Origin of the sequence: Flavobacterium daemonense (genome assembly GCF_007341385.1) — a bacterium.
GTDB classification, from domain to species: Bacteria; Bacteroidota; Bacteroidia; order Flavobacteriales; family Flavobacteriaceae; genus Flavobacterium; species Flavobacterium daemonense.
Map to the genome: position 1 here is coordinate 123,231 of NZ_VJYD01000011.1, position 19,482 is coordinate 142,712.

14 protein-coding genes are annotated in these 19,482 nt (G+C 35.0%); 9 read left to right on the forward strand and 5 right to left on the reverse strand.

Translation table 11 applies throughout. The features are described 5' to 3' along the window. Window positions 1-3 precede the first annotated feature (3 nt). Window positions 4-573, forward strand: a complete 570-nt coding sequence (locus FND99_RS14655; RefSeq protein ID WP_144338693.1) for a YciE/YciF ferroxidase family protein — start codon at window positions 4-6, stop codon at window positions 571-573. A gap of 290 nt (window positions 574-863) precedes the next feature. Here FND99_RS14655 and FND99_RS14660 read toward each other — a convergent pair whose 3' ends face one another. After that, on the reverse strand, window positions 864-2,288 hold the full coding sequence (locus tag FND99_RS14660) for an aminotransferase-like domain-containing protein (RefSeq protein ID WP_144338694.1): 1,425 nt from the start codon (window positions 2,286-2,288) through the stop codon (window positions 864-866). 176 nt (window positions 2,289-2,464) lie between these two features. Between FND99_RS14660 and FND99_RS14665 the strand changes: the two genes are divergently transcribed. Together FND99_RS14665 and FND99_RS14670 are read left to right on the forward strand one after the other, a co-directional pair. Then, window positions 2,465-3,262 (forward strand): Rid family detoxifying hydrolase, encoded by a 798-nt coding sequence (locus FND99_RS14665; RefSeq protein WP_162615561.1) that lies wholly within the window; start codon window positions 2,465-2,467, stop codon window positions 3,260-3,262. Window positions 3,263-3,288: 26 nt separating this feature from the next. Beyond that, window positions 3,289-3,771 carry a GNAT family N-acetyltransferase gene (locus tag FND99_RS14670; protein WP_144338696.1) on the forward strand — a complete coding sequence of 161 codons (483 nt, stop codon included), beginning with the start codon at window positions 3,289-3,291 and terminating at the stop codon, window positions 3,769-3,771. Window positions 3,772-4,451: 680 nt separating this feature from the next. On the opposite strand, the gene FND99_RS14675 is transcribed toward FND99_RS14670, so the two are convergent. After that, a complete protein-coding gene (locus FND99_RS14675) occupies window positions 4,452-5,804 on the reverse strand; it encodes a Gfo/Idh/MocA family protein (RefSeq protein ID WP_246074224.1) in 1,353 nt (450 codons plus the stop codon). 491 nt (window positions 5,805-6,295) lie between these two features. On the opposite strand from FND99_RS14675, the gene FND99_RS14680 reads away from it, so the two are divergent. After that, complete coding sequence (locus FND99_RS14680; protein WP_144338698.1) at window positions 6,296-9,289, forward strand: endo-alpha-N-acetylgalactosaminidase family protein; 2,994 nt, start codon at window positions 6,296-6,298, stop codon at window positions 9,287-9,289. A gap of 113 nt (window positions 9,290-9,402) precedes the next feature. On the opposite strand, the gene FND99_RS14685 is transcribed toward FND99_RS14680, so the two are convergent. After that, on the reverse strand, window positions 9,403-10,089 hold the full coding sequence (locus FND99_RS14685; protein WP_144338699.1) for an SIMPL domain-containing protein: 687 nt from the start codon (window positions 10,087-10,089) through the stop codon (window positions 9,403-9,405). A gap of 52 nt (window positions 10,090-10,141) precedes the next feature. Then, window positions 10,142-10,780, reverse strand: a complete 639-nt coding sequence (locus FND99_RS14690; RefSeq protein ID WP_144338740.1) for a rhomboid family intramembrane serine protease — start codon at window positions 10,778-10,780, stop codon at window positions 10,142-10,144. Between the two features lie 119 nt (window positions 10,781-10,899). Between FND99_RS14690 and FND99_RS14695 the strand changes: the two genes are divergently transcribed. Beyond that, on the forward strand, window positions 10,900-11,775 hold the full coding sequence (locus FND99_RS14695) for a lysophospholipid acyltransferase family protein (protein WP_144338700.1): 876 nt from the start codon (window positions 10,900-10,902) through the stop codon (window positions 11,773-11,775). Between the two features lie 226 nt (window positions 11,776-12,001). Beyond that, window positions 12,002-13,486: a glycosyl hydrolase gene (locus tag FND99_RS14700; protein WP_162615562.1), complete on the forward strand. Its 1,485-nt coding sequence runs from the start codon at window positions 12,002-12,004 to the stop codon at window positions 13,484-13,486. 70 nt (window positions 13,487-13,556) lie between these two features. Here the strand turns inward: FND99_RS14700 and glmM are convergent, their stop codons facing one another. Further along, window positions 13,557-14,945 carry a phosphoglucosamine mutase gene (glmM, locus tag FND99_RS14705; protein WP_144338702.1) on the reverse strand — a complete coding sequence of 463 codons (1,389 nt, stop codon included), beginning with the start codon at window positions 14,943-14,945 and terminating at the stop codon, window positions 13,557-13,559. A 322-nt stretch (window positions 14,946-15,267) separates the two neighbouring features. Between glmM and FND99_RS14710 the strand changes: the two genes are divergently transcribed. The 3 genes from FND99_RS14710 to FND99_RS14720 all read left to right on the forward strand — a co-directional run bounded on the left by FND99_RS14710 (window position 15,268) and on the right by FND99_RS14720 (window position 19,431). Continuing rightward, entirely contained in the window at window positions 15,268-15,852 is a 585-nt protein-coding gene (locus FND99_RS14710) for an acyl carrier protein phosphodiesterase (protein WP_144338703.1), read from the forward strand. Window positions 15,853-15,881: 29 nt separating this feature from the next. Continuing rightward, a complete protein-coding gene (ggt, locus tag FND99_RS14715; protein WP_144338704.1) occupies window positions 15,882-17,564 on the forward strand; it encodes a gamma-glutamyltransferase in 1,683 nt (560 codons plus the stop codon). A gap of 82 nt (window positions 17,565-17,646) precedes the next feature. Next, entirely contained in the window at window positions 17,647-19,431 is a 1,785-nt protein-coding gene (locus tag FND99_RS14720) for a chloride channel protein (protein ID WP_144338705.1), read from the forward strand. Window positions 19,432-19,482 lie beyond the last annotated feature (51 nt).

Here is a 19,482-nt window from a genome sequence, read left to right on the forward strand (position 1 = left end):
ATTATGAAAAATTCAGAAAAAACGAATGATATTAAAACTGCAGACAAAAATACCAAACAGGAAATTGTAAAGCCTGTTGACGGCGCTGCATCAGAATTGAGAGCACTTTTTATTGACAGTCTTAAAGACATTTATTGGGCAGAAAATGCTCTGGTAGGTGCTTTGCCAAAAATGCAGGCCAATGCAAGTGATGCAAGCCTGGTTTCTGCGATTAAGGAACATCATGCAGTAACTCGGAGTCAAGTAACAAGACTTGAAAAAGTTTTTGAATTGTTGGGCGAAAAAGCGGAAGGAAAGAAATGCGAGGCAATGGCAGGATTGCTTAAAGAAGGCGACAGTATTCTTGAAGAAACAGAACCTGGACCTGTTCGTGATGCAGGTATTATTGCTGCTTCACAAAAAATCGAGCATTATGAAATTGCGACGTATGGAACTCTGGCTGCTTTTGCGAAAACGCTCGGGGAAAACGATGCTGCAAAATTGCTGACGCAGACACTTGCTGAGGAAAAAGAGGCAGACTGCTTGCTTAATGATGTTGCATTGAATGCAGTAAACATTGTAGCCGCTGAATAACGGCTTCCTTATTGGACGATATATAAAAAATCTGCACTATTTGCAGATTTTTTTTTTCACCATCTCAAAGATTGAATTACACATTGACTTTAAATAGAATTTACGAATATAAGTTGAATACAATTTATAGCAAGAAATTATATCATTAATCGTACCTAATGAAATCGGAGATTCCACCGATTCTGCCAAAAAAAGCCAAAGTTGCTTTTATAAAAGACATATATTGACTAGTTTGAAGGAATCTGTCTAAAAAGTTGCTGTTATTTCTGTGCTTGCTATTTCCGTTTTATTTATTCATAGTTACGTTGGCAAAATAGCTCACCTAGCTCCTTCAATGCTTTTTCGGTTTTTAATTGCCATATATTGCAGTAATTCAACCTTAAATAATTGTCATATTCATTTTTTGCAGAAAACAGCTCGCCTGGCGCATAACTTATTCCTTTTTCTATCGCATAATCATATAACAATAAAGACTTTACACGAGTAGGTAATTCAATCCATAATACAATGCCGCCATTTGGACGGCTGATTTTTGTTCCATTCGGGAAGTATTTTTCAATTAATTCTGTAGTGCGAAGCAAATTTTTATGCAGTTCCAATCGATATCTCTGCAAATGACGGTCATAAGTACCCGAATTCAATAATTGCTGCACTACTCGTTGATTAAAATTAGATGTTGAACCATTATGCATCCATTTGATTCTAGACACTTCGGCTAAGAAACGTCCGGGAGCACACCACCCTATTCGAAATCCCGGGACCAAAGTTTTGGTAAAAGAACTGCAATACATTACCCAGCCGTTTTTATCATACGTTTTGATTGCATCAGGTCTGCTTCCGTTGAAAAAAATGTCTCCATAAAGATCATCTTCAATAATTGGGATATTTCTGCTGTTTGCAAAATCTGCAAGCTGTTTTTTTGTTTCTGTACTTATGCAGGCTGCATCGGGATTATTGAAATTGCTGACAAATAAACAAGCTTTTATGTGAAGCCTTTGTGCTATGTTTTCAACATCAGCAAACTTAATTCCAGTTTCAGGGTCAGAAGGTATTGTTGCAAGTTTCAAATCAAGACATTCAAGGATTTGCAGGATTCCATAATAACAAGGGTCTTGAACCAGTACCGTATCTCCGGGTTGTGTTACGGCTTTTAGGCAGCATAACAAGGCTTCTTTTGCGCCATTTGTTATGATTAATTCATCGGCATGCAGACTGCCGCCCCATAAAAAGGACCGCTTTGAGATTTCTTCACGAAGCTCTTTGTTTCCATTTCGCTGTTCCAAAGTAAGATAAGTTCCAGAAATATCTCTTGATACATTTTGAATTGCACGTTTGATTCCATTAAAAGGCAATAAACGATGGTCTGGTATTGCATTGGCAAAAGATACAAAATCTGACCTGTTCTCCTCTTTGTGTATCTTCTGTAAAAGTTCATCGATACGTACCTCGCTCTCTGAAAATGAAGCAGGCAATGATCTCGGTATAGGAAGTTTTTTGATTGATTGATGCCTTACAAAATAACCGGATCTTTCTCTTGAATCGATCACTCCATTATCAATTAGAAAGTTAAAACTTTGAAGAATCGTGCCAACACTCGTGTTATATTCCTTCTGCAAATGACGCAGAGACGGCAGTTTGTCTCCAGATTTATAAATACCTTCCTCAATCATGGAAGCGATTTTATTTGCGAGATTTATGTAAACAGGTTCTTTCATTAGACAAAGATAACAATCTGTTACAGTAAAATATTCAAAATCTGCATCTGTTTTGGTGTTAGTTAATTTTAGAAGTTTGCTTTATCTAATTATTAAAAAGAAATCAAATGAAACTTCAAAACATTATTACATTTTTTATCCTATTATCAATATCTATTAATGCACAAAATAAAACTATGAGTACTACACAACAATCAGAAAAAACAGTTAGAGATTTTTTAGAAATTGTTCGCTCAGGAAAAGATCCTGAAAGAGCCGCAGAATTCATGTCTGAATCTGTCAAAGCCAATCAATTGAACTCTGAACATCAAGAGGTAATTATGAGAACGCCCGCGAACTACGCGGAACATGTAAAAGATTTTATGAAAATGTACGGGAATTATAAGCTTGAAATTACCGAGTTGATAGCCAATGGCGATAAAGTGTATGCACGATGGGAGCAATTAGGAAAACAAATGACCGACATTGATGGCTTTAAAGCAACAGAACTTCCGGTAACCGTAATTAATCATGCAACTTTCAGAATTTCAAAGGGAAAAATCGTAGAATATTGGATCGCTACAGATCGAAAAGGTACAGAATTGCAGTTGCAGGCAAACCAAAAACTGAGTGAATCGCAGAAACCTAAAAGTGTACCTTATTCAGATGCCGTAAAATCAGGCGATAATCTTTTCATATCCGGACAATTGGGTTTGAATCGTACAACAGGGAAATTTAATGAAGGAGGTTTTGAATCTGAAGCAAAACAGGCTATGGATAATATTGGTCTTATCCTAAACAAAAATGGGCTTGCATTTAATAATCTGGTTAGTGTAACAATTTATCTTACGGATATGGAAAATTATAATGTTACAAATACAATTTATTCGACGTATTTTCAAAGTAATTTCCCTGCAAGAGTCTGTATTGCAGTTAAAGAATTGCCACGTAAGGGAAATATAGAAATTGCCGCTGTTGCAAATTTTAAAAAATAAAAGTTTGAGTATATTAAATTTAAAAAATGATTAGGCTCGTAAAATTTGAAAAAGAAATGCATGAACAATTAATTTCGTGGGTAGAAAGCGAAGAAGATTTAATGCTTTTTGCAGGTCCAAAATTTACTTTTCCGTTAACCTCAGAGCAATTGAATGCTTCTTTAGCAAACGAACAACGTTTTGCTTTTCAGGTAATTGATAGCGATACTAATTTACCAATTGGTCATTGTGAAATTTATTTAACAGATGAGACCGCTGTATTAGGAAGTATTTTAATTGGACACAAATCATATCGCGACAAAGGTTTTGGAAAAGCAATTATAATAGCACTTTTAGAGTATATCAAACTGAATATTGATCGCCCAAAAATCGAGTTGAATGTTTTTGATTTTAATCATAATGCAATAAAATGCTACGAGAAAGTCGGCTTTAGAATAAATCAAGACAAGAAATCTGAGATATCCTTCAAAAATAAAATTTGGATTTTGTTAAATATGAGAATTGAATAATTAGTTATTAGTTGGGGCTTGGAGCTGATACCTTTTTTGCACCTAAAAATTACGATTGCAACCTGCAGAAATCAATCATCATAAATTTTGACATGAATTTGAACTGCTTTCCTACTTCAAAAAATTTAGATCATAGTTGATAGGGATTTTTAAAAGCTTAGTCAAATAGATTAAGAATCCAATATTTTTAATATATTTGTGATACAAAAAAAGAATAATATGACTGTCTGTAAATTCGTTAGTATTACATTTTTTTTGTGAATGATTTACTATTGATATATCAAAAAATTGAATTTTGGGTGCAGAATCGGTGCACTATGGTCAAAGACATTATATAAAATCTAGTATAGACAGGGCTTCAGCGATAAAGTTCGAATCCTGCTCTCCCCACTAAAAAAGTCCTAATGAAAATTAGGATTTTTTTTTTGAATATAAAAAAACCTGCAAATCTAAGGATTCGCAGGTTTTTTTGTTTTAGGACTGTTTTCAATATTTATAATCCTCACAAGATTAAAGGTGCAGAATCGGTGCACTTTGGTCAAAGACATTATATAAAACCTAGTATAGGCAGGACTTCAAAGATTAAGTTCGAATCCTGCTCCGGATCAAGTCTTAAAAAAGTATATAAATAAAAAATGCCCTAAAAAAATTAGGGCATTTTAAGTTTCTAATTCACCTATTTATTTAGAAAATTCAACCGTTTTTAGTTTATTCCAACCGCCACGAGTAAAATCAGGAATTTCTACCGGAGCTGAATTATTGTTTATTGAAATTTCAGTTAGTGGAGCCAAACTACACCATTCTGCTAAATCATAAACATCCATATCTAAAGGAAGTCCGTTTTGAAGACAATGGATCAAACGAAAATCCATTACAAAATCCATTCCTCCATGGCCTCCTACTTTCTTTGCTTGTTCTTCTATTCCAGCCACTATCGGGTGCTTATACTTTTGCATTAAAGCCTTTTTGACATCTTCAGAAACAAACTCCTCAGCATCCAATTTTTGATAATCAGGCGTAATATCAGCACCAATTGCTTTAGAACCCAAAGCATATCCTTCTACCGGATATTTGTTAGCAAAACCTTTAGTGCCTGTAAGTTGATACATTCGGCTGTACGGACGTGGATTGGCAACATCATGCTGAATTTGAATTGTTTTTCCGTTCTCTGTACGGATCATTGTCATCGTGTGGTCAGCATTTTTAAAATCTTTTAATTCCACTCCCTTTTTTTCTTTGATAAAAGCCGGAATTCCAACTACTTTGGTATCCATAGAAACCAAATAATTCATTTTATCTCCGCGGTGAATGTTCATCGCCAAACAAACTGGTCCCATACCATGCGTTGGATATATATCTCCGCGATGATCTTTGTTGTAGTCTAAACGCCAGTTATTCCAGTAATCTTCCCAAAAAGGCTCTAAGTTGTGAATATAGGCTCCTTCTCCGTGAAGAATTTCACCAAACAATCCTTGTTGTGCCATATTTAATGTAGTCAATTCGAAGAAATCGTAAACACAATTTTCTAATTGCATGCAATGTTTTCTCGTTTTCTCAGAAGTATTGATAAGATCCCAAATTTCATCCATTGTCATGGCAGAAGGAACTTCGATAGCTACATGCTTTCCGTCTTTCATGGCCTGAACGCCCATACTAGCATGGTGTTTCCAGTCAGTCGCGATATAAACAAGATCCACATTTGGTAGCGCTGTTACTTTTCTCCATGCATTTTCGTCTCCAAAAAATTCTTGTGCTTTAGGAAGTCCGGCTTTCTCTAATATTTTGTTTGCTGATTTTGTTCTTTCTTCTAACATATCACAAAGAGCAACAATTTCAACTCCAGGAATATGTGTCATGCGTTCAACAGCACCGGGGCCTCTCATACCTAATCCTATAAATGCTACACGCACAGTTGGTATTGGCGCACAAGCCATACGCAAAACATCAGTTTGTCCTTTTGGACGTTTAGGAGTTGGTGTCTTGATCATTTGTGCCGTGGCTGCTATCGATCCCAATACACAACAAATAACCATAATGGATTTAAAAAAAGTTGTTTTCATTATTATATTAAAATTAATTATTAAAAATTCAAAGTTCTTCTGCGATTAACATAAGACAAACGTATTTGATTTTATGAGACATCATCAAAAATCGACGTTGGTTTTTTACTACTAAAACAGGCAAATATTGAATCATTTACTGGGACATCGATTTTAATTTCTTTTTAAAATTATAGAAAATTAAAATCCGATAATTGATTCACTTATCACTAATCAGGACACGAAACTATAGATTAATTTTATATAAACCAAGGAAAAACAAAAAAATGTGCTCGAACACACTTAATTTATGTGCTCGAACACATTTTATCGCTATTTGTTTGGTTTATTAAAAGTAAAATTCTAGTTTCGTATCGCAAAAAAAATAAAATAGTCGTTTTTCACGCAAAAAAAACAACACAACTACTACATTTTAAGCAGATTAACAAATCAACACAAAAGAAAATTAACCCAACCTTAAAAAGATGAAATCCTTATACATTAGTACTCTTTTTTTACTTCTTTCTCAATTTATTCCGACGCAATCTTGTATTGCAAAAAGTAACCACCTTACTATTGATAACGACGGCGTTAAAACCATAAAATCAAAAACACTTAGCATTACTGTAGATTCTTCTTTTCCGAGAATTATTCAATATAATTGGATGGCAAATGGGACTGTTTTTTACGGTCAAGAAGACAAATTATCACAAGTGAAAATTAATAGTAAATTTTATACTCCCAAAACTACTTTTTCATTAGTAAAAAATGAAGCTGATTACACTTTAGATATTCCAGAAATCGAAGTAACTGTAAAAATTCAAATCAAAGTTGTTGACAATATTGTTGAATTGAATGTGACCCAAATTACCGAAAAAGGGAAATTTAAAGTCAGTACTTTTGAAATACCGAACCACAATTTGCTTTCAGTAAGAAGTACTCAAAAAGGAGCGTCTTTTGCAGGGGCAAAAATGTTTACCGCTATTAAGGGAACCGGCGATATATTTGAACCGCTTACTGCAACAATAAAAAATGACAGTATTGCAAAAGGTTATCTTTATGGCATACTAAATAATGACCAACTTGCCGCAAGTATCTGGAGCAACTCGACAGGTGAAAAAACGGATGACGACAGAGTTTTGAAGCAAACTATTAAAAAAGAAGACTATACCAGAACTGGAATATGGAACGGCTCTTGGATTTATCGTGCAAAAGGCATGAATTCGACAGATCCGCTTCCTACTGTTAAAATTGTCATCACCAATGATGCAAACAATGACAAAAAAATAGATTGGCAAGATGGCGCAATTGCTTTTAGAAGCATTATGAACAATCCTTTAGGGAGCGATAAAATTCCAAATTTGGTCGTACAACGCATTCCGATGAACTTTGCCAGCCAAGCTACAAATCCGTTTACAAAAACTTTAGATGAAACCAAAAGGATCTTCCTAAATACAGATGGTTTAGGCCAATATGTTATTTTAAAAGGATATGGATCTGAAGGACATGATTCTAAACATCCAGATTATGGAGATATTGGAAAAAGGCAAGGCGGTGCAAAAGATATGGAGATGCTTTGCAAACAGGCTATCAAATATAATGCTTTGATGGGTGTACATATCAATGGCACAGAATCTTATCCTGAAGCCACAGCATTTGATGATTCATTGGTTGACAAAACGAAAAAAGGTTGGGATTGGCTAGACCCTTCCTACTACATCAACAAACGTTATGATGCTAGTTCTAACAACAGAATGCTTAGACTTAAATCGCTAAAAGATCAAGTGCCTTCGCTTGGGTTTATTTATTGCGATGTTTGGTATGCCAAAGGAAGTTGGGACAGTAAAAAACTAGCACGTGAAATTCATTCGTTAGGATTGCCTCTAACTACTGAATTCCCAATGGATCACGAATATGATGCGATCTGGAATCATTGGGCAGTTGATTACGATTACGGAGGAAAAGATATCAAAGGATTCAACAGCCAAATTGTTCGATTTATTCGCAATCATCAAAAAGATACTTGGATTGGCAGACATCCTTTACTTGGCGGAACTGAAATGCAGGATTTTGAAGGATGGCAAGGTAGAAATAATTTCGATGATTGTATTAAAATGACTTTCACGACTGATCTTCCAACAAAATACCTCCAACATTTCCCTATTTTAATTTGGGAGGAAAACAGTATTACTTTGGATAAAAATGTAACCGTAAAAATCGTTTCGGATAAAAGAATCATTACTAAAGATGGCAGAACAATTTTAAATGGCGATACGTATCTTTTACCGTGGAATCCTTTGACAGAAGAAAAACTGTATCATTGGAATGCATCTGGAGGAACAACAACTTGGGAGTTGCCAGAAAGCTGGAAAAAGCAAAAAACAGTTTTTCTGTATAAACTTTCTGATCAAGGAAGAGAGCTTGTGCAAGAAGTAGAAATAAAAAATGGCAAAATTGAACTTAATGCTGAATCAAATATTCCTTACGTTTTATATAAAACTAAAAATACATCTCAACCAAACATTGTTTGGGGAGAAGGAACTTTTGTAAAAGATCCTGGATTTAATAGTGGTAATTTGAAAAACTGGAATATTGAAGGATCCGGATTCTCTGTCGTTCGCAATAAAATTGGGCAATATGAACTTGAAATGAACGGCACTTCAGCGGCTACAATAAGTCAGACGCTTTCTGGTTTAACTCCGGGAACTTATTACGCTTCTGTATATGTTTCTACCGGCGACAACAGAAGAGCTTATTTAGGAATAAAAGACTTTGGCGAACAAGAAGTTAGCACTTACGCAAGCAATTCTTTATGGAAAAATTACATTGCTGCCGATTCAAAACACGATACAAACTTGCAACGCATGTATGTTTATTTTAAAGTTCCACAAGGTCAAACAACTGCAAAACTATTTTTACATGCAGATGCTGGTACAGAAACAGTTGTATTTGATGATATTCGCGTGGTGCAAAACAAACAGGAATCAAAACCCTTAAATGTCTTTTTTGCCGAAAATTTTGAGAATATTCCTGATGGTTTATATCCATTTATCAAAGGTCCTGCAGGTGGCGTAAATGATCCGAGAATTCATTTGTCTGAATTACATTCACCTTATACTCAAAAGGGCTGGAACGGTAAATTAATTGACGATGTTATAAATGGAAACTGGTCTGTAAAAGCGCACAGCGAAGAGGTTGGTTTATTATTCCAAACGATTCCACAAACGGTTCGATTCAAAGCAGGCAAAACATATACGGTAACTTTTAAATATCAGTCGTCTGGTGCTGATTATGCTTTGGTTAACGGCGATGGAATAAAAAACAATATTTCAATTGTTATCGACACAGCGACGACTACAAAAACGCTTTCTTTCAGTTTTGTGGCTTCTGAGGACGGAAATTCATGGTTTGGAATTGAGAAAATCAATACCAATGAATCTGATTTCGTTTTAGATGATTTGGTAATTACCGAGAAGTAAAAATTATACCAATTTGCCTCAAATAAATACGCTATTTTTAAAGAAACAAAAAAATCCAAATCCCAATTTTACAATTGGGATTTGGATTTATAATATTAGAATTTCGAAAAACTTTAGTCCAAAATAAAACTAACACTCACATTAGCAGTAATTTCGATTTCTCCAATTGCCAAAGTTTCGTTTGAAGCTCCCGCGCTATCCATTGCCATAGCTTTCATTGCATACATTGGTTGCGGACGGTAAACTTGAGAATTATCAGAAATAGTAAAAGCTTTTCCAACTTTTTGTCCCAAAACCGAAACATAATCCTCAGCTTTTGACTTAGCATCTTTCATTGCTAATTTTCTAGCTTCAACTTGTAATTGTGCTTCTTTAGAAGATTCAAAAGTTACACGGTCAATTCGGTTGATTCCTTGCTGTACCAAACCTTCCATCAATTCGTCGTATTTAGACAAATCTTTTACGATAATTTCTACAGTTTGTGTCGCATTATAATTCGTTTTTTTCTTCTCGTAATCATACTGCGGATTCAAAGCCACTTGTTTTGTTTTAAAATCGGCTGTCGGGATATTCATTTTTTTGATGAACTTTAAAACAGCGTCCATTTTTTCGTCATTTTGCTTTTTGACGTCTTTAGCATTATTCCCTTTTGTTTCAACCGTAGCCGAAATACAAACCTGGTCAGGTGCTACTTTTACTTTTCCTTCGCCGTTAACATTGATTAGAGGCATTTGTTTGGTTTCTTGGCCGTAAGACATAGTCATAAACATGATTGTTAAAAATAATACTAATTTTTTCATTTTTGTTATATTTTAAATTATTGCTAAGACTATTTCAAAAGTTATGCCAGCCTTACAATTTTCCCAATTTAGCCATTCCAAAAAGTATAATAATTGGTATTGCCAATAGAATTGTCATTAAAGTATGATCAACAATCAACGACGGTTCTTTTATCAAAGTAATCAAATAACCGCCTATAGCACCTCCAAAGTGCGCTGTGTGCCCAATATTATCATTTTTAGCTTTCATTCCGTAAATCGAATACAGCAAATATAAAATTCCGAATAAATAAGCCGGAATCGGAATTATGCCATAAATTCCTAATGTCATATTAGGTTCCAATAAAATCGCCGAATACAAAACACCTGTCACGGCACCTGATGCTCCAACTGCTCGATAATTATAATCGTTTTTATGAAACAGCATGGTCAAAAGGCTTCCAAAAATTAAACTTCCAAAATAAATCAAAATAAAAGAAATCGTTCCGAGCCATTGAATAACGACTGGCGCAAAACACCAAAGCGTAAACATATTAAAAACCAAGTGCATGATATCGACATGCAAAAAACCCGAAGTAAGCATTCTGATTTGCTCTCCGGCACGAATACTTCCTACATGGAACTCGTACTTTCTGAAAAACGCATAATCATTAAAGCCTTTATAACTAAAAAGAACATTGGCAATTATAATTCCAACTAAAATGGTGTTCACTTGACCCATAAAATATATTTAATTTGAATTGTAAATATAGTTATTCTTAAACATATGTTAGGGTCAAACCAAAATATCGCTGGCTAATATTTTTGCTTTATATTTGTAAAAAAAAATAAATGCAGTTTCTTGTTTATATTTTAGCCTACCCTTTGCTCTGGCTTATTTCTATACTTCCATTCCGTTTATTTTACCTGTTTTCAGATTTTGTTTATTTTCTGGTGTATCACGTTATTCGCTACCGAAGAAAAGTGGTTCGCGAAAATCTGGCGCTTGCACTTCCTCATTTAAATGATTCCGAAAGAAAAACGGTCGAGAAGAAATTCTATAAACATATGTGTGATATGTTTTTAGAAATGATCAAAACCATGAGCATTTCGCCAGAAGAAATGGAACGAAGATTTCAGGTTACTAATCTTGATTTAGTATTGGATTATGCAAAAAAAGGGAAAAGCGTTATTCTTGTAGCCTCACATTATGCAAGTTACGAATGGTTGATGACCGTAAATCCTAAAATTGGTTTTCAAGGCGTTGCGGTTTACAAAAAACTGGCGAACCCTTATTTTGATAAATTGGTTCGAAAAATCCGTTCAAAATACAATACTGAAATGATCGAAACCAAAAAAGCAATTCCAACAATGGCACAAAATCAGCGTAAAGGAATTTTGAGCATGTACGGTTTAGCGAGCGATCAATCTCCTAAATTAGATAGAATTTTTCATTCGATGGAATTTATGGGAGTTGAAGTTCCCGTACACACGGGAGCTGAAATGTTGGCAAAAAAATACAATTTGAGCGTCATCTTTGTAAATGTAAAAAAAGTCAAAAGAGGATTTTATGAAGCAACATTTGTTCCGATTGCTGATAATCCGAAAGATTTTGAAGATTTTAAAATTACAGAAATGTATTTGAAAGAAGTGGAAAAGCAAATTCTCGAAGAACCCGAATATTATTTATGGACACACAAAAGATGGAAACATCGTGTTCAAAAATAATTTTATACAAAATCAAAGTCCAAAAAAGCAGTTTCTTTTTTGGACTTTTTTTTATTTTATCAAAATTTCACAAAACTAGAAAATGAAGTTTTAAACATTTAAAAGAAAAACTTTGATGTGTTTTTGTAATGATTTTTTATGGCATTGGAATATTTGCAAATTTATACAAACAGTATACATTTGGGACTGCCAATTACTTTCCAAATCCACTATAAAATTAATACTTATGATCAAAAAAAGCCTTTTATTTCTTTTACTACTCTTTTCTTCAAAATTAATTTTTGCTCAAAGTCCGAAGCGAGGAATTGCTTACGGAAACAATTCAACTGCCGATTTACAAGCTTTAAAACCCGGAATTTCTTGGTGGTACAACTGGGGAAGAACGCCCGAAAACGACACAAATGCAAATTATGCTTCTATTGGGGTTGAATATGTGCCAATGGCTTGGGGAAAATTAAATGATAGCGAAGTACAAAATTTCATAAATAACATAAAACCCGGAGCAAAATATCTATTAGCTTTTAACGAACCTAATTTCAATGACGGTGCACGATTAACACCTCAAGAAGCAGTAAATGCTTGGGCAAATGTTGAAAAAATTGCTGCTGCAAAAAACTTAGAAATCGTTAGTGCTTCACCTGCTTACAACGGCCCAGACAATTATGGCGGTTACAGCGACCCAACAAAATGGCACAACGAATTTTTCTTGTTATGCCCAAGTTGCAAAGTCGATTATATTGCTTTTCATACTTATGATGCGACGGCGGGTTCTGTTGTTGGCGTTACCGGAAATTTAAAAACATTCAATCGCCCAATTTGGGTAACCGAATTTGCAAATCGAGTTGTTCAAAGCGAGGCCGATAAAATCGCTTTTATGAAAGCAATCGTAAGCAGTTTTGAAAACGATCCAGATATTTACAGATATTCGTGGTTTACAGGTCGTGTTCCTGCAGACTGGATTGACATGCAGGAAGGGCAATTATTAAGCCCCACAAGCGGCGTTTTAAAGCCAATTGGGACTGCCTATATCAACGAAAGCTATACTACTAAAAAAATGAATGTTCCGGGAAAAGTTCCTGCCAACAAGCATTATCGCAGAAAAGGAACTGGATTGCAAACGACAATGGATGTCGGTGGTGGCGAACATGTATCGTCAATACAAGTTGGCGATTGGAATGAATTTTTATTGAATGTTGCCGATGCAGGAACATACAACATAACTTTTAGGGTTGCGTCTCCTGTAAACATCGGGAAGTTTGATATTCTTGTAAATGATGCTGTCGTTAAAACCGACGTAACTTTTCCTGCAACTGGCGATTCTCAAACTTTTACCAATAAAGATGTAACCGGCGTTTATTTGCCAAAAGGTGAAGTTTATATGAAAATCAAATTCAAATCTGATGGAATGAATTTTAATTTTATGGATTTTAGTTTGGCAAATTTGGGAGTTAATGATCCAATTGCCGAAAAAGATTCGTTTACTATTTATCCAAATCCTGTAAAATCGCAATCGACGCTTCATATTAAATCGGAAAGCACGGAGCCTTTGACAATAACAGTCATCGATATGAAAGGAATTGTATGCTACAAATCAAAAGAACATTTTACTAATGAAGATATTAAAATTGGAGACAAGCTCGCATCTGGAATTTATATCGTGAATGCTACTTACGGAAAAGTTCAAAAATCAATAAAGATTATTAAAATCTAAATATCACCAAAAAGTAAAAAGCCTCTTTCGAAGAATTTCAAAAGAGGCTTTTTTTATTAGAATCAAAAGATTACAATCCTGCAATCACTTTGATTTCGTCAATAATTCTTAACGCTAATTTATCTGCTGCATCTTGCGAATGCGCTTCAGTATAAATACGAATAATTGGCTCTGTATTTGATTTTCTTAAGTGAACCCATTCTTCAGCAAAATCAATTTTCACACCGTCGATTGTCGAAATATCTTCGTTTTTATATTTTTCGGTCATAGCAGTTAAAATTGCGTCAACATCGATTTGCGGTGTCAATTCAATTTTATTTTTGCTCATATAATATTCCGGATATGAAGCTCTCAAAGCAGAAACCGACATTTTTTTATTTGCTAAATGCGTCAAAAACAAAGCCACTCCTACCAAGCTGTCTCTTCCATAATGCAATTCAGGATAAATGATGCCGCCGTTTCCTTCTCCACCAATAACCGCATTGTTTTTCTTCATTAATTCTACAACATTCACCTCTCCTACAGCACTCGCTTCATAACTTCCGTTATGCGCTTTTGTAACATCGCGCAACGCACGTGATGATGACATATTTGAAACAGTATTACCAGGAGTCTTGCTCAAAACATAATCAGCGCAAGCAACAAGCGTATATTCTTCTCCAAACATTTCGCCGTCTTCGCTGATGAAAGCCAAACGGTCAACATCTGGATCAACCACAACTCCTAAATGCGCACCTTCTTTCACAACTAATTCTGAAATATCAGTCAAATGCTCTTTTAAAGGTTCTGGATTGTGAGGGAAATGTCCGTTTGGTTCGCAGTATAATTTTACTACTTCAACGCCCATTTGTTCCAAAAGTTTCGGAATAATAATTCCTCCAGACGAGTTTACTCCATCAACAACTACTTTAAATTTAGCGGCTTTTACTGCTTCAATATCAACTAAAGGTAAGTTTAAAACTTCGTCAATATGAATATCCATGTAAGCATCGTTTGAAATAATTTCGCCCAAACTATCAACATCAGAAAAATCAAAAGCTTCAGCTTCGGCAATTTCAAGAATTTTAGCTCCTTCAGCGCCGCTCAAAAACTCTCCTTTTTCATTCAATAATTTTAAAGCATTCCATTGTTTTGGATTGTGAGAAGCTGTAAGGATAATTCCACCATCAGCTTTTTCTAAAGGAACTGCAACTTCAACAGTTGGCGTTGTAGAAAGTCCAAGATCGATAACATCAATTCCTAAACCAATTAAAGTATTTACCACCAAGTTGTGAATCATTGGCCCAGAAATTCTGGCATCGCGCCCAATTACAACCGTTAATTTTTCTTTTGAAGTATTATTTTTCAGAAAGGTTCCGTATGCCGATGCAAATTTCACCGCATCAACAGGAGTTAGGTTATCCCCTACTTTTCCGCCAATTGTTCCGCGAATTCCGGATATTGATTTTATTAAAGTCATTTTTATGAGTTAAGGTTATTTTCATTACAAATATAGAAAAGTTGCTAAGGTTCTGAGGTACTAAGGGGCTAAGATTTTTAAAAAAGTTGCTATCCCGAGGCTTCGGGACTAAGATACTAAGGTGCTAAGAATTTTTTAAAAAGTTGCTAAGACACTATCCCGATGCCTCGGGACTAAGCTTCTAAGTTGTCTTGATTTTAAATAATTATCAAGTTTAGAAGTTGTAAAGCACTCAATAAATCGATATAAAAAACTTTTCATACATTTACTAAAATAACTTAGTTCCTTAGTATCTTAGAACCTTAGCATCTTAAAAAAAAAAATGAACTTCCTTGCCCATATATATCTTTCCGGCGATAATGATTTAATCAAAATTGGCAATTTTATGGCTGATGGTATTCGCGGAAAACAATTTGAACATTTTCCAGAAGATGTTCAGAAGGGAATTCTTTTGCATCGTTTTATTGATACTTATACCGATTCCCACGATATTTTTAGGCAAAGCACCAAGCGATTGCATGAAAAATACCATCATTATGCGGGCGTCATTGTGGATATTGTGTACGATCATTTTTTAGCCAAGAACTGGACGCAATATTCTGATGAAAATCTGGAAAGCTTCATAAACCGATTTTATAAATCATTAGACGAAAATTATTCCGTTTTAACTGAAAAAACACAAGGTTTGATGCCGTATATGATCGAAAGAAACTGGTTATTGAGCTATAGAACCGTTGAAGGAATACATCAAATCCTGACTCAAATGGATCGAAGGTCAAAAAACCTTTCAAAAATGCAGTTTGCAAGTGAAGAATTAAAAGAATTTTACTCCGAATTTGAGCAAGAATTCACCGTTTTTTTTGAAGATCTAAGACTTCATGCCAGCCAAAAATTACAATCATTATAAAATCATTCCGATTTAATATTTCTTTTTTTATGAAAAAAATTACGTTTTTATTCTCTTTCATATCAATTTATACTTTTGCCCAGCAAGCCGTTCATCCAACGGGATTTACAGCATCAAAAGCCATGGTCGTTTCCGCCCGTGAAGAAGCGTCAAAAATTGGCGTAGAAATCATGAAAAAAGGTGGCAATGCATTTGACGCCATGGTTGGTACCGAATTAGCCTTGGCAGTTGCTTATCCGTACGCAGGAAATCTTGGCGGAGGCGGATTCATGGTTTACCGAAAAGCGAATGGCGAAGTTGGAAGTCTTGATTACAGAGAAAAAGCGCCGCTTGCGGCATCAAAAAATATGTTTCTAGATAAAGAAGGAAATGTCATAAAAGGAAAAAGCACCGAAACTCCTTTGGCAATTGGTGTTCCGGGAACTATTGCCGGCGTTTTTGCAGTTCATAAAAAATTAGGTTCACTGCCAATGTCCGAAATTTTAAAACCTGTAATTGCACTTGCAGAAAGAGGCGTTATAGTTACTTTAAAACAGCAAAAACAACTAGAATCGTATCATGATGCCATCGTAAAAGCAAATGGTCCCAATACGCTTATGGCTAAAAACTTCAAAGAAAAAGATACCATAAAATATCCTGCGCTTGCCAATACTTTAAAAAGAATCTTGAAAAATGGACGCGATGAATTTTACAAAGGCAAAACGGCACAAATTCTTGTCGATTATTTAAAGAAAAAAGGCGGTATTGTTACGCTTAAAGATCTCGCATTGTACGAAGCAAAATGGAGAAAACCGCTTCAGTTTGATTATAAAGATTTAAAAGTAACTTCGATGGCGCCTCCTAGCAGCGGCGGCATCTGTTTGGCTCAAATCATGAAAATGATTTCGCCGTTTTATCTTTCAAAAATGGGACATAATTCGGAACAATCGATACAAGTTATTGTTGAAGCAGAAAGAAGAGCTTATGCAGACAGAAGCCAGTTTCTTGGTGATCCAGATTTTGTAAAAATTCCGATAAACGGGCTTTTGGCCGATGATTATCTAAAAGAAAGAATGTCAACTTTCAATTCAGAAAAAGCGACTTTATCATCTGATATAAAAGAAGGAAAAGTGACTTATAATGAAAGTACAGAAACAACCCACTACTCTATTGTAGATCAATTTGGAAATGCCGTTTCGGCTACAACCACGATCAATGATGGATTTGGATCAAAATATTACTGTGATGAACTGGGCTTTTTCTTGAATAATGAAATGGACGATTTTAGCGCAAAACCGGGTTCTCCAAATATGTTTGGACTCGTAGGAAATGACGCCAACAGCATTGCGCCACAAAAAAGGATGTTGAGTTCTATGACGCCTACTATAGTGGAAAGAAATGGAAAATTGTATATGGTTGTAGGTTCTCCAGGAGGATCAACAATTATAACATCGGTGCTTCAGACCATTTTGAATGTTTATGAATATAATTTGAGCATGCAGGAAGCTGTAAATGCGCCACGTTTTCATCATCAATGGCTGCCGGATTTAATCACTTTTGAACCTAAAACTTTCAGCGATAAAACATTAGAAAGTTTAAAAGCAAAAGGTTATTTAATAAATGAAAAAACGACGCCAGTGATTGGCAAAGTTGATGCAATTTTGGTTCTGCCCGACAAAACACTTGAAGGCGGTGCAGATTTTCGTGGCGACGACAAAGCAGCCGGATTTTAACGAAAAGATTTACTTCAAAAAAGTAGCAAAATTTGAATGTTTAGAGCTAAATTTGTATTCTCTGCAACTTTGTAAATAAATTATGATAAAACGACTTTTTCGAAAATTAGAAACCATTATTGCCTTAGCACAATCTTTATTGACGCCAAAGCAGTTTATTTTTTTATCGAGCGTATTAGTCGGTATTTCTTGTTCTTTGGCCGTAATTGTTCTAAAAACTTTTGCGCACAGCGTTTTTTCTTTTGCAACGTATATCAGCAGTATTTTAAAACTGAGTTTCATTAACAGTATCTTGCCGATTATTGGTATTATGCTGACTGTTCTTGTGATCAAAAAAGTTTTGAATGGAACAATCCAAAAAGGAACTTCTCAAATTCTATATGCAGTTGCCAAAAAAGCGAGCATCATTCCAAAAAAGCAAATGTATGCCCAAATCGTAACCAGCTCGTTGACAGTTGGTTTAGGAGGTTCAGCCGGACTTGAAAGTCCGATTGTTGTAACGGGAGCTGCATTTGGGTCAAATTATGCTCAAAACTACAAATTAGCTTATAAAGACCGTACTTTATTGATTGGATGCGGTGTTGCTGCAGGAATTTCAGCTGCTTTTAACGCTCCTATTGCGGGTGTTCTTTTTGCTATTGAAGTTTTATTGGTCGATGTCAGTATTGCGGCTTTTACACCAATTATGATTTCTGCCGCTACAGGTGCTTTGGTTTCTGCAATTGTTCTAGATGAAACGATTCTTTTATCTTTCAAAAGACAAGAAACTTTCAATTATCATAACATTCCTTTTTATGTGATTTTAGGTTTTTTAACTGGTTTTGCAGCCATTTATTATGCCCGAAATTTTCAGCGTGTAGAGCATTATTTTGCCGAAATGAAAATTGGGCCTTATAAAAAAGCACTGATTGGTTCAACTCTTTTAGCTTTATTGATTTTTGTTTTCCCAACGTTGTTTGGTGAAGGATACGAAAGCATCAAAACATTATCTGAAAATGATCCGGGGCAACTTTTAGACAACACCCTTTTTGCCGATTTTAGAAATAATCATTGGGTTTTGCTTTTATTTGTAGGATGCACGATGATGGTAAAAGTATTTGCATCGGGACTTACAATTGCAAGTGGCGGTAACGGAGGAAATTTTGCTCCTTCCCTATTTTTAGGTTCTTATTTAGGATACTTTTTCTCAAAATTGGTAAGCCTTACAGGATTGTCAAATTTGCCAATAAGCAATTTTACAATGGTGGGTATGGCCGGAATTTTGAGCGGATTGTTTCATGCTCCTCTGACAGCAATTTTCCTTATCGCCGAAATTACAGGAGGTTACGGCTTAATGATTCCGCTGATGATTGTTTCATCAATCAGTTTTGCAATCTCTAAACGCTTTGAAAAATATTCGCTTGACGTAAAAAATCTGGCGAAAAAAGGACATGCTTTTACGAGCAACAAAGATTCGAATATCTTATCAACTTTAGACATTGACAGTATTATTCAATGTGATTATCTTACGGTTCATCCTGATGAAAATTTAAGCAAACTAGTTGATCTGATTTCACATTCTAATCAGGTTGTTTTTGCGGTTGTCAATAACGAAAAAGATTTGGTTGGAGTGGTGCATTTTAATGATATCCGAGAAATCATATTTAACGCCTACCGAGTCAAATACACGCAAATCAAAGATGTTATGAAAACTCCGGCAGCCACTATTTCATCTTATGACAGCATGGAAATCGTAATGACAAAATTCGAAAGATCGAAATCAGCATTTCTTCCTGTTCTACGAAATGACAAATATTACGGCTTTATCTCAAAATCTATAGCACTAGAAGCTTACCGCATGAAACTGCGATCCATGACAATTGAGTAAAGCTTAATATCGGATACGTTAAAAATTTTCATTATCAGATATTAAGAAGTA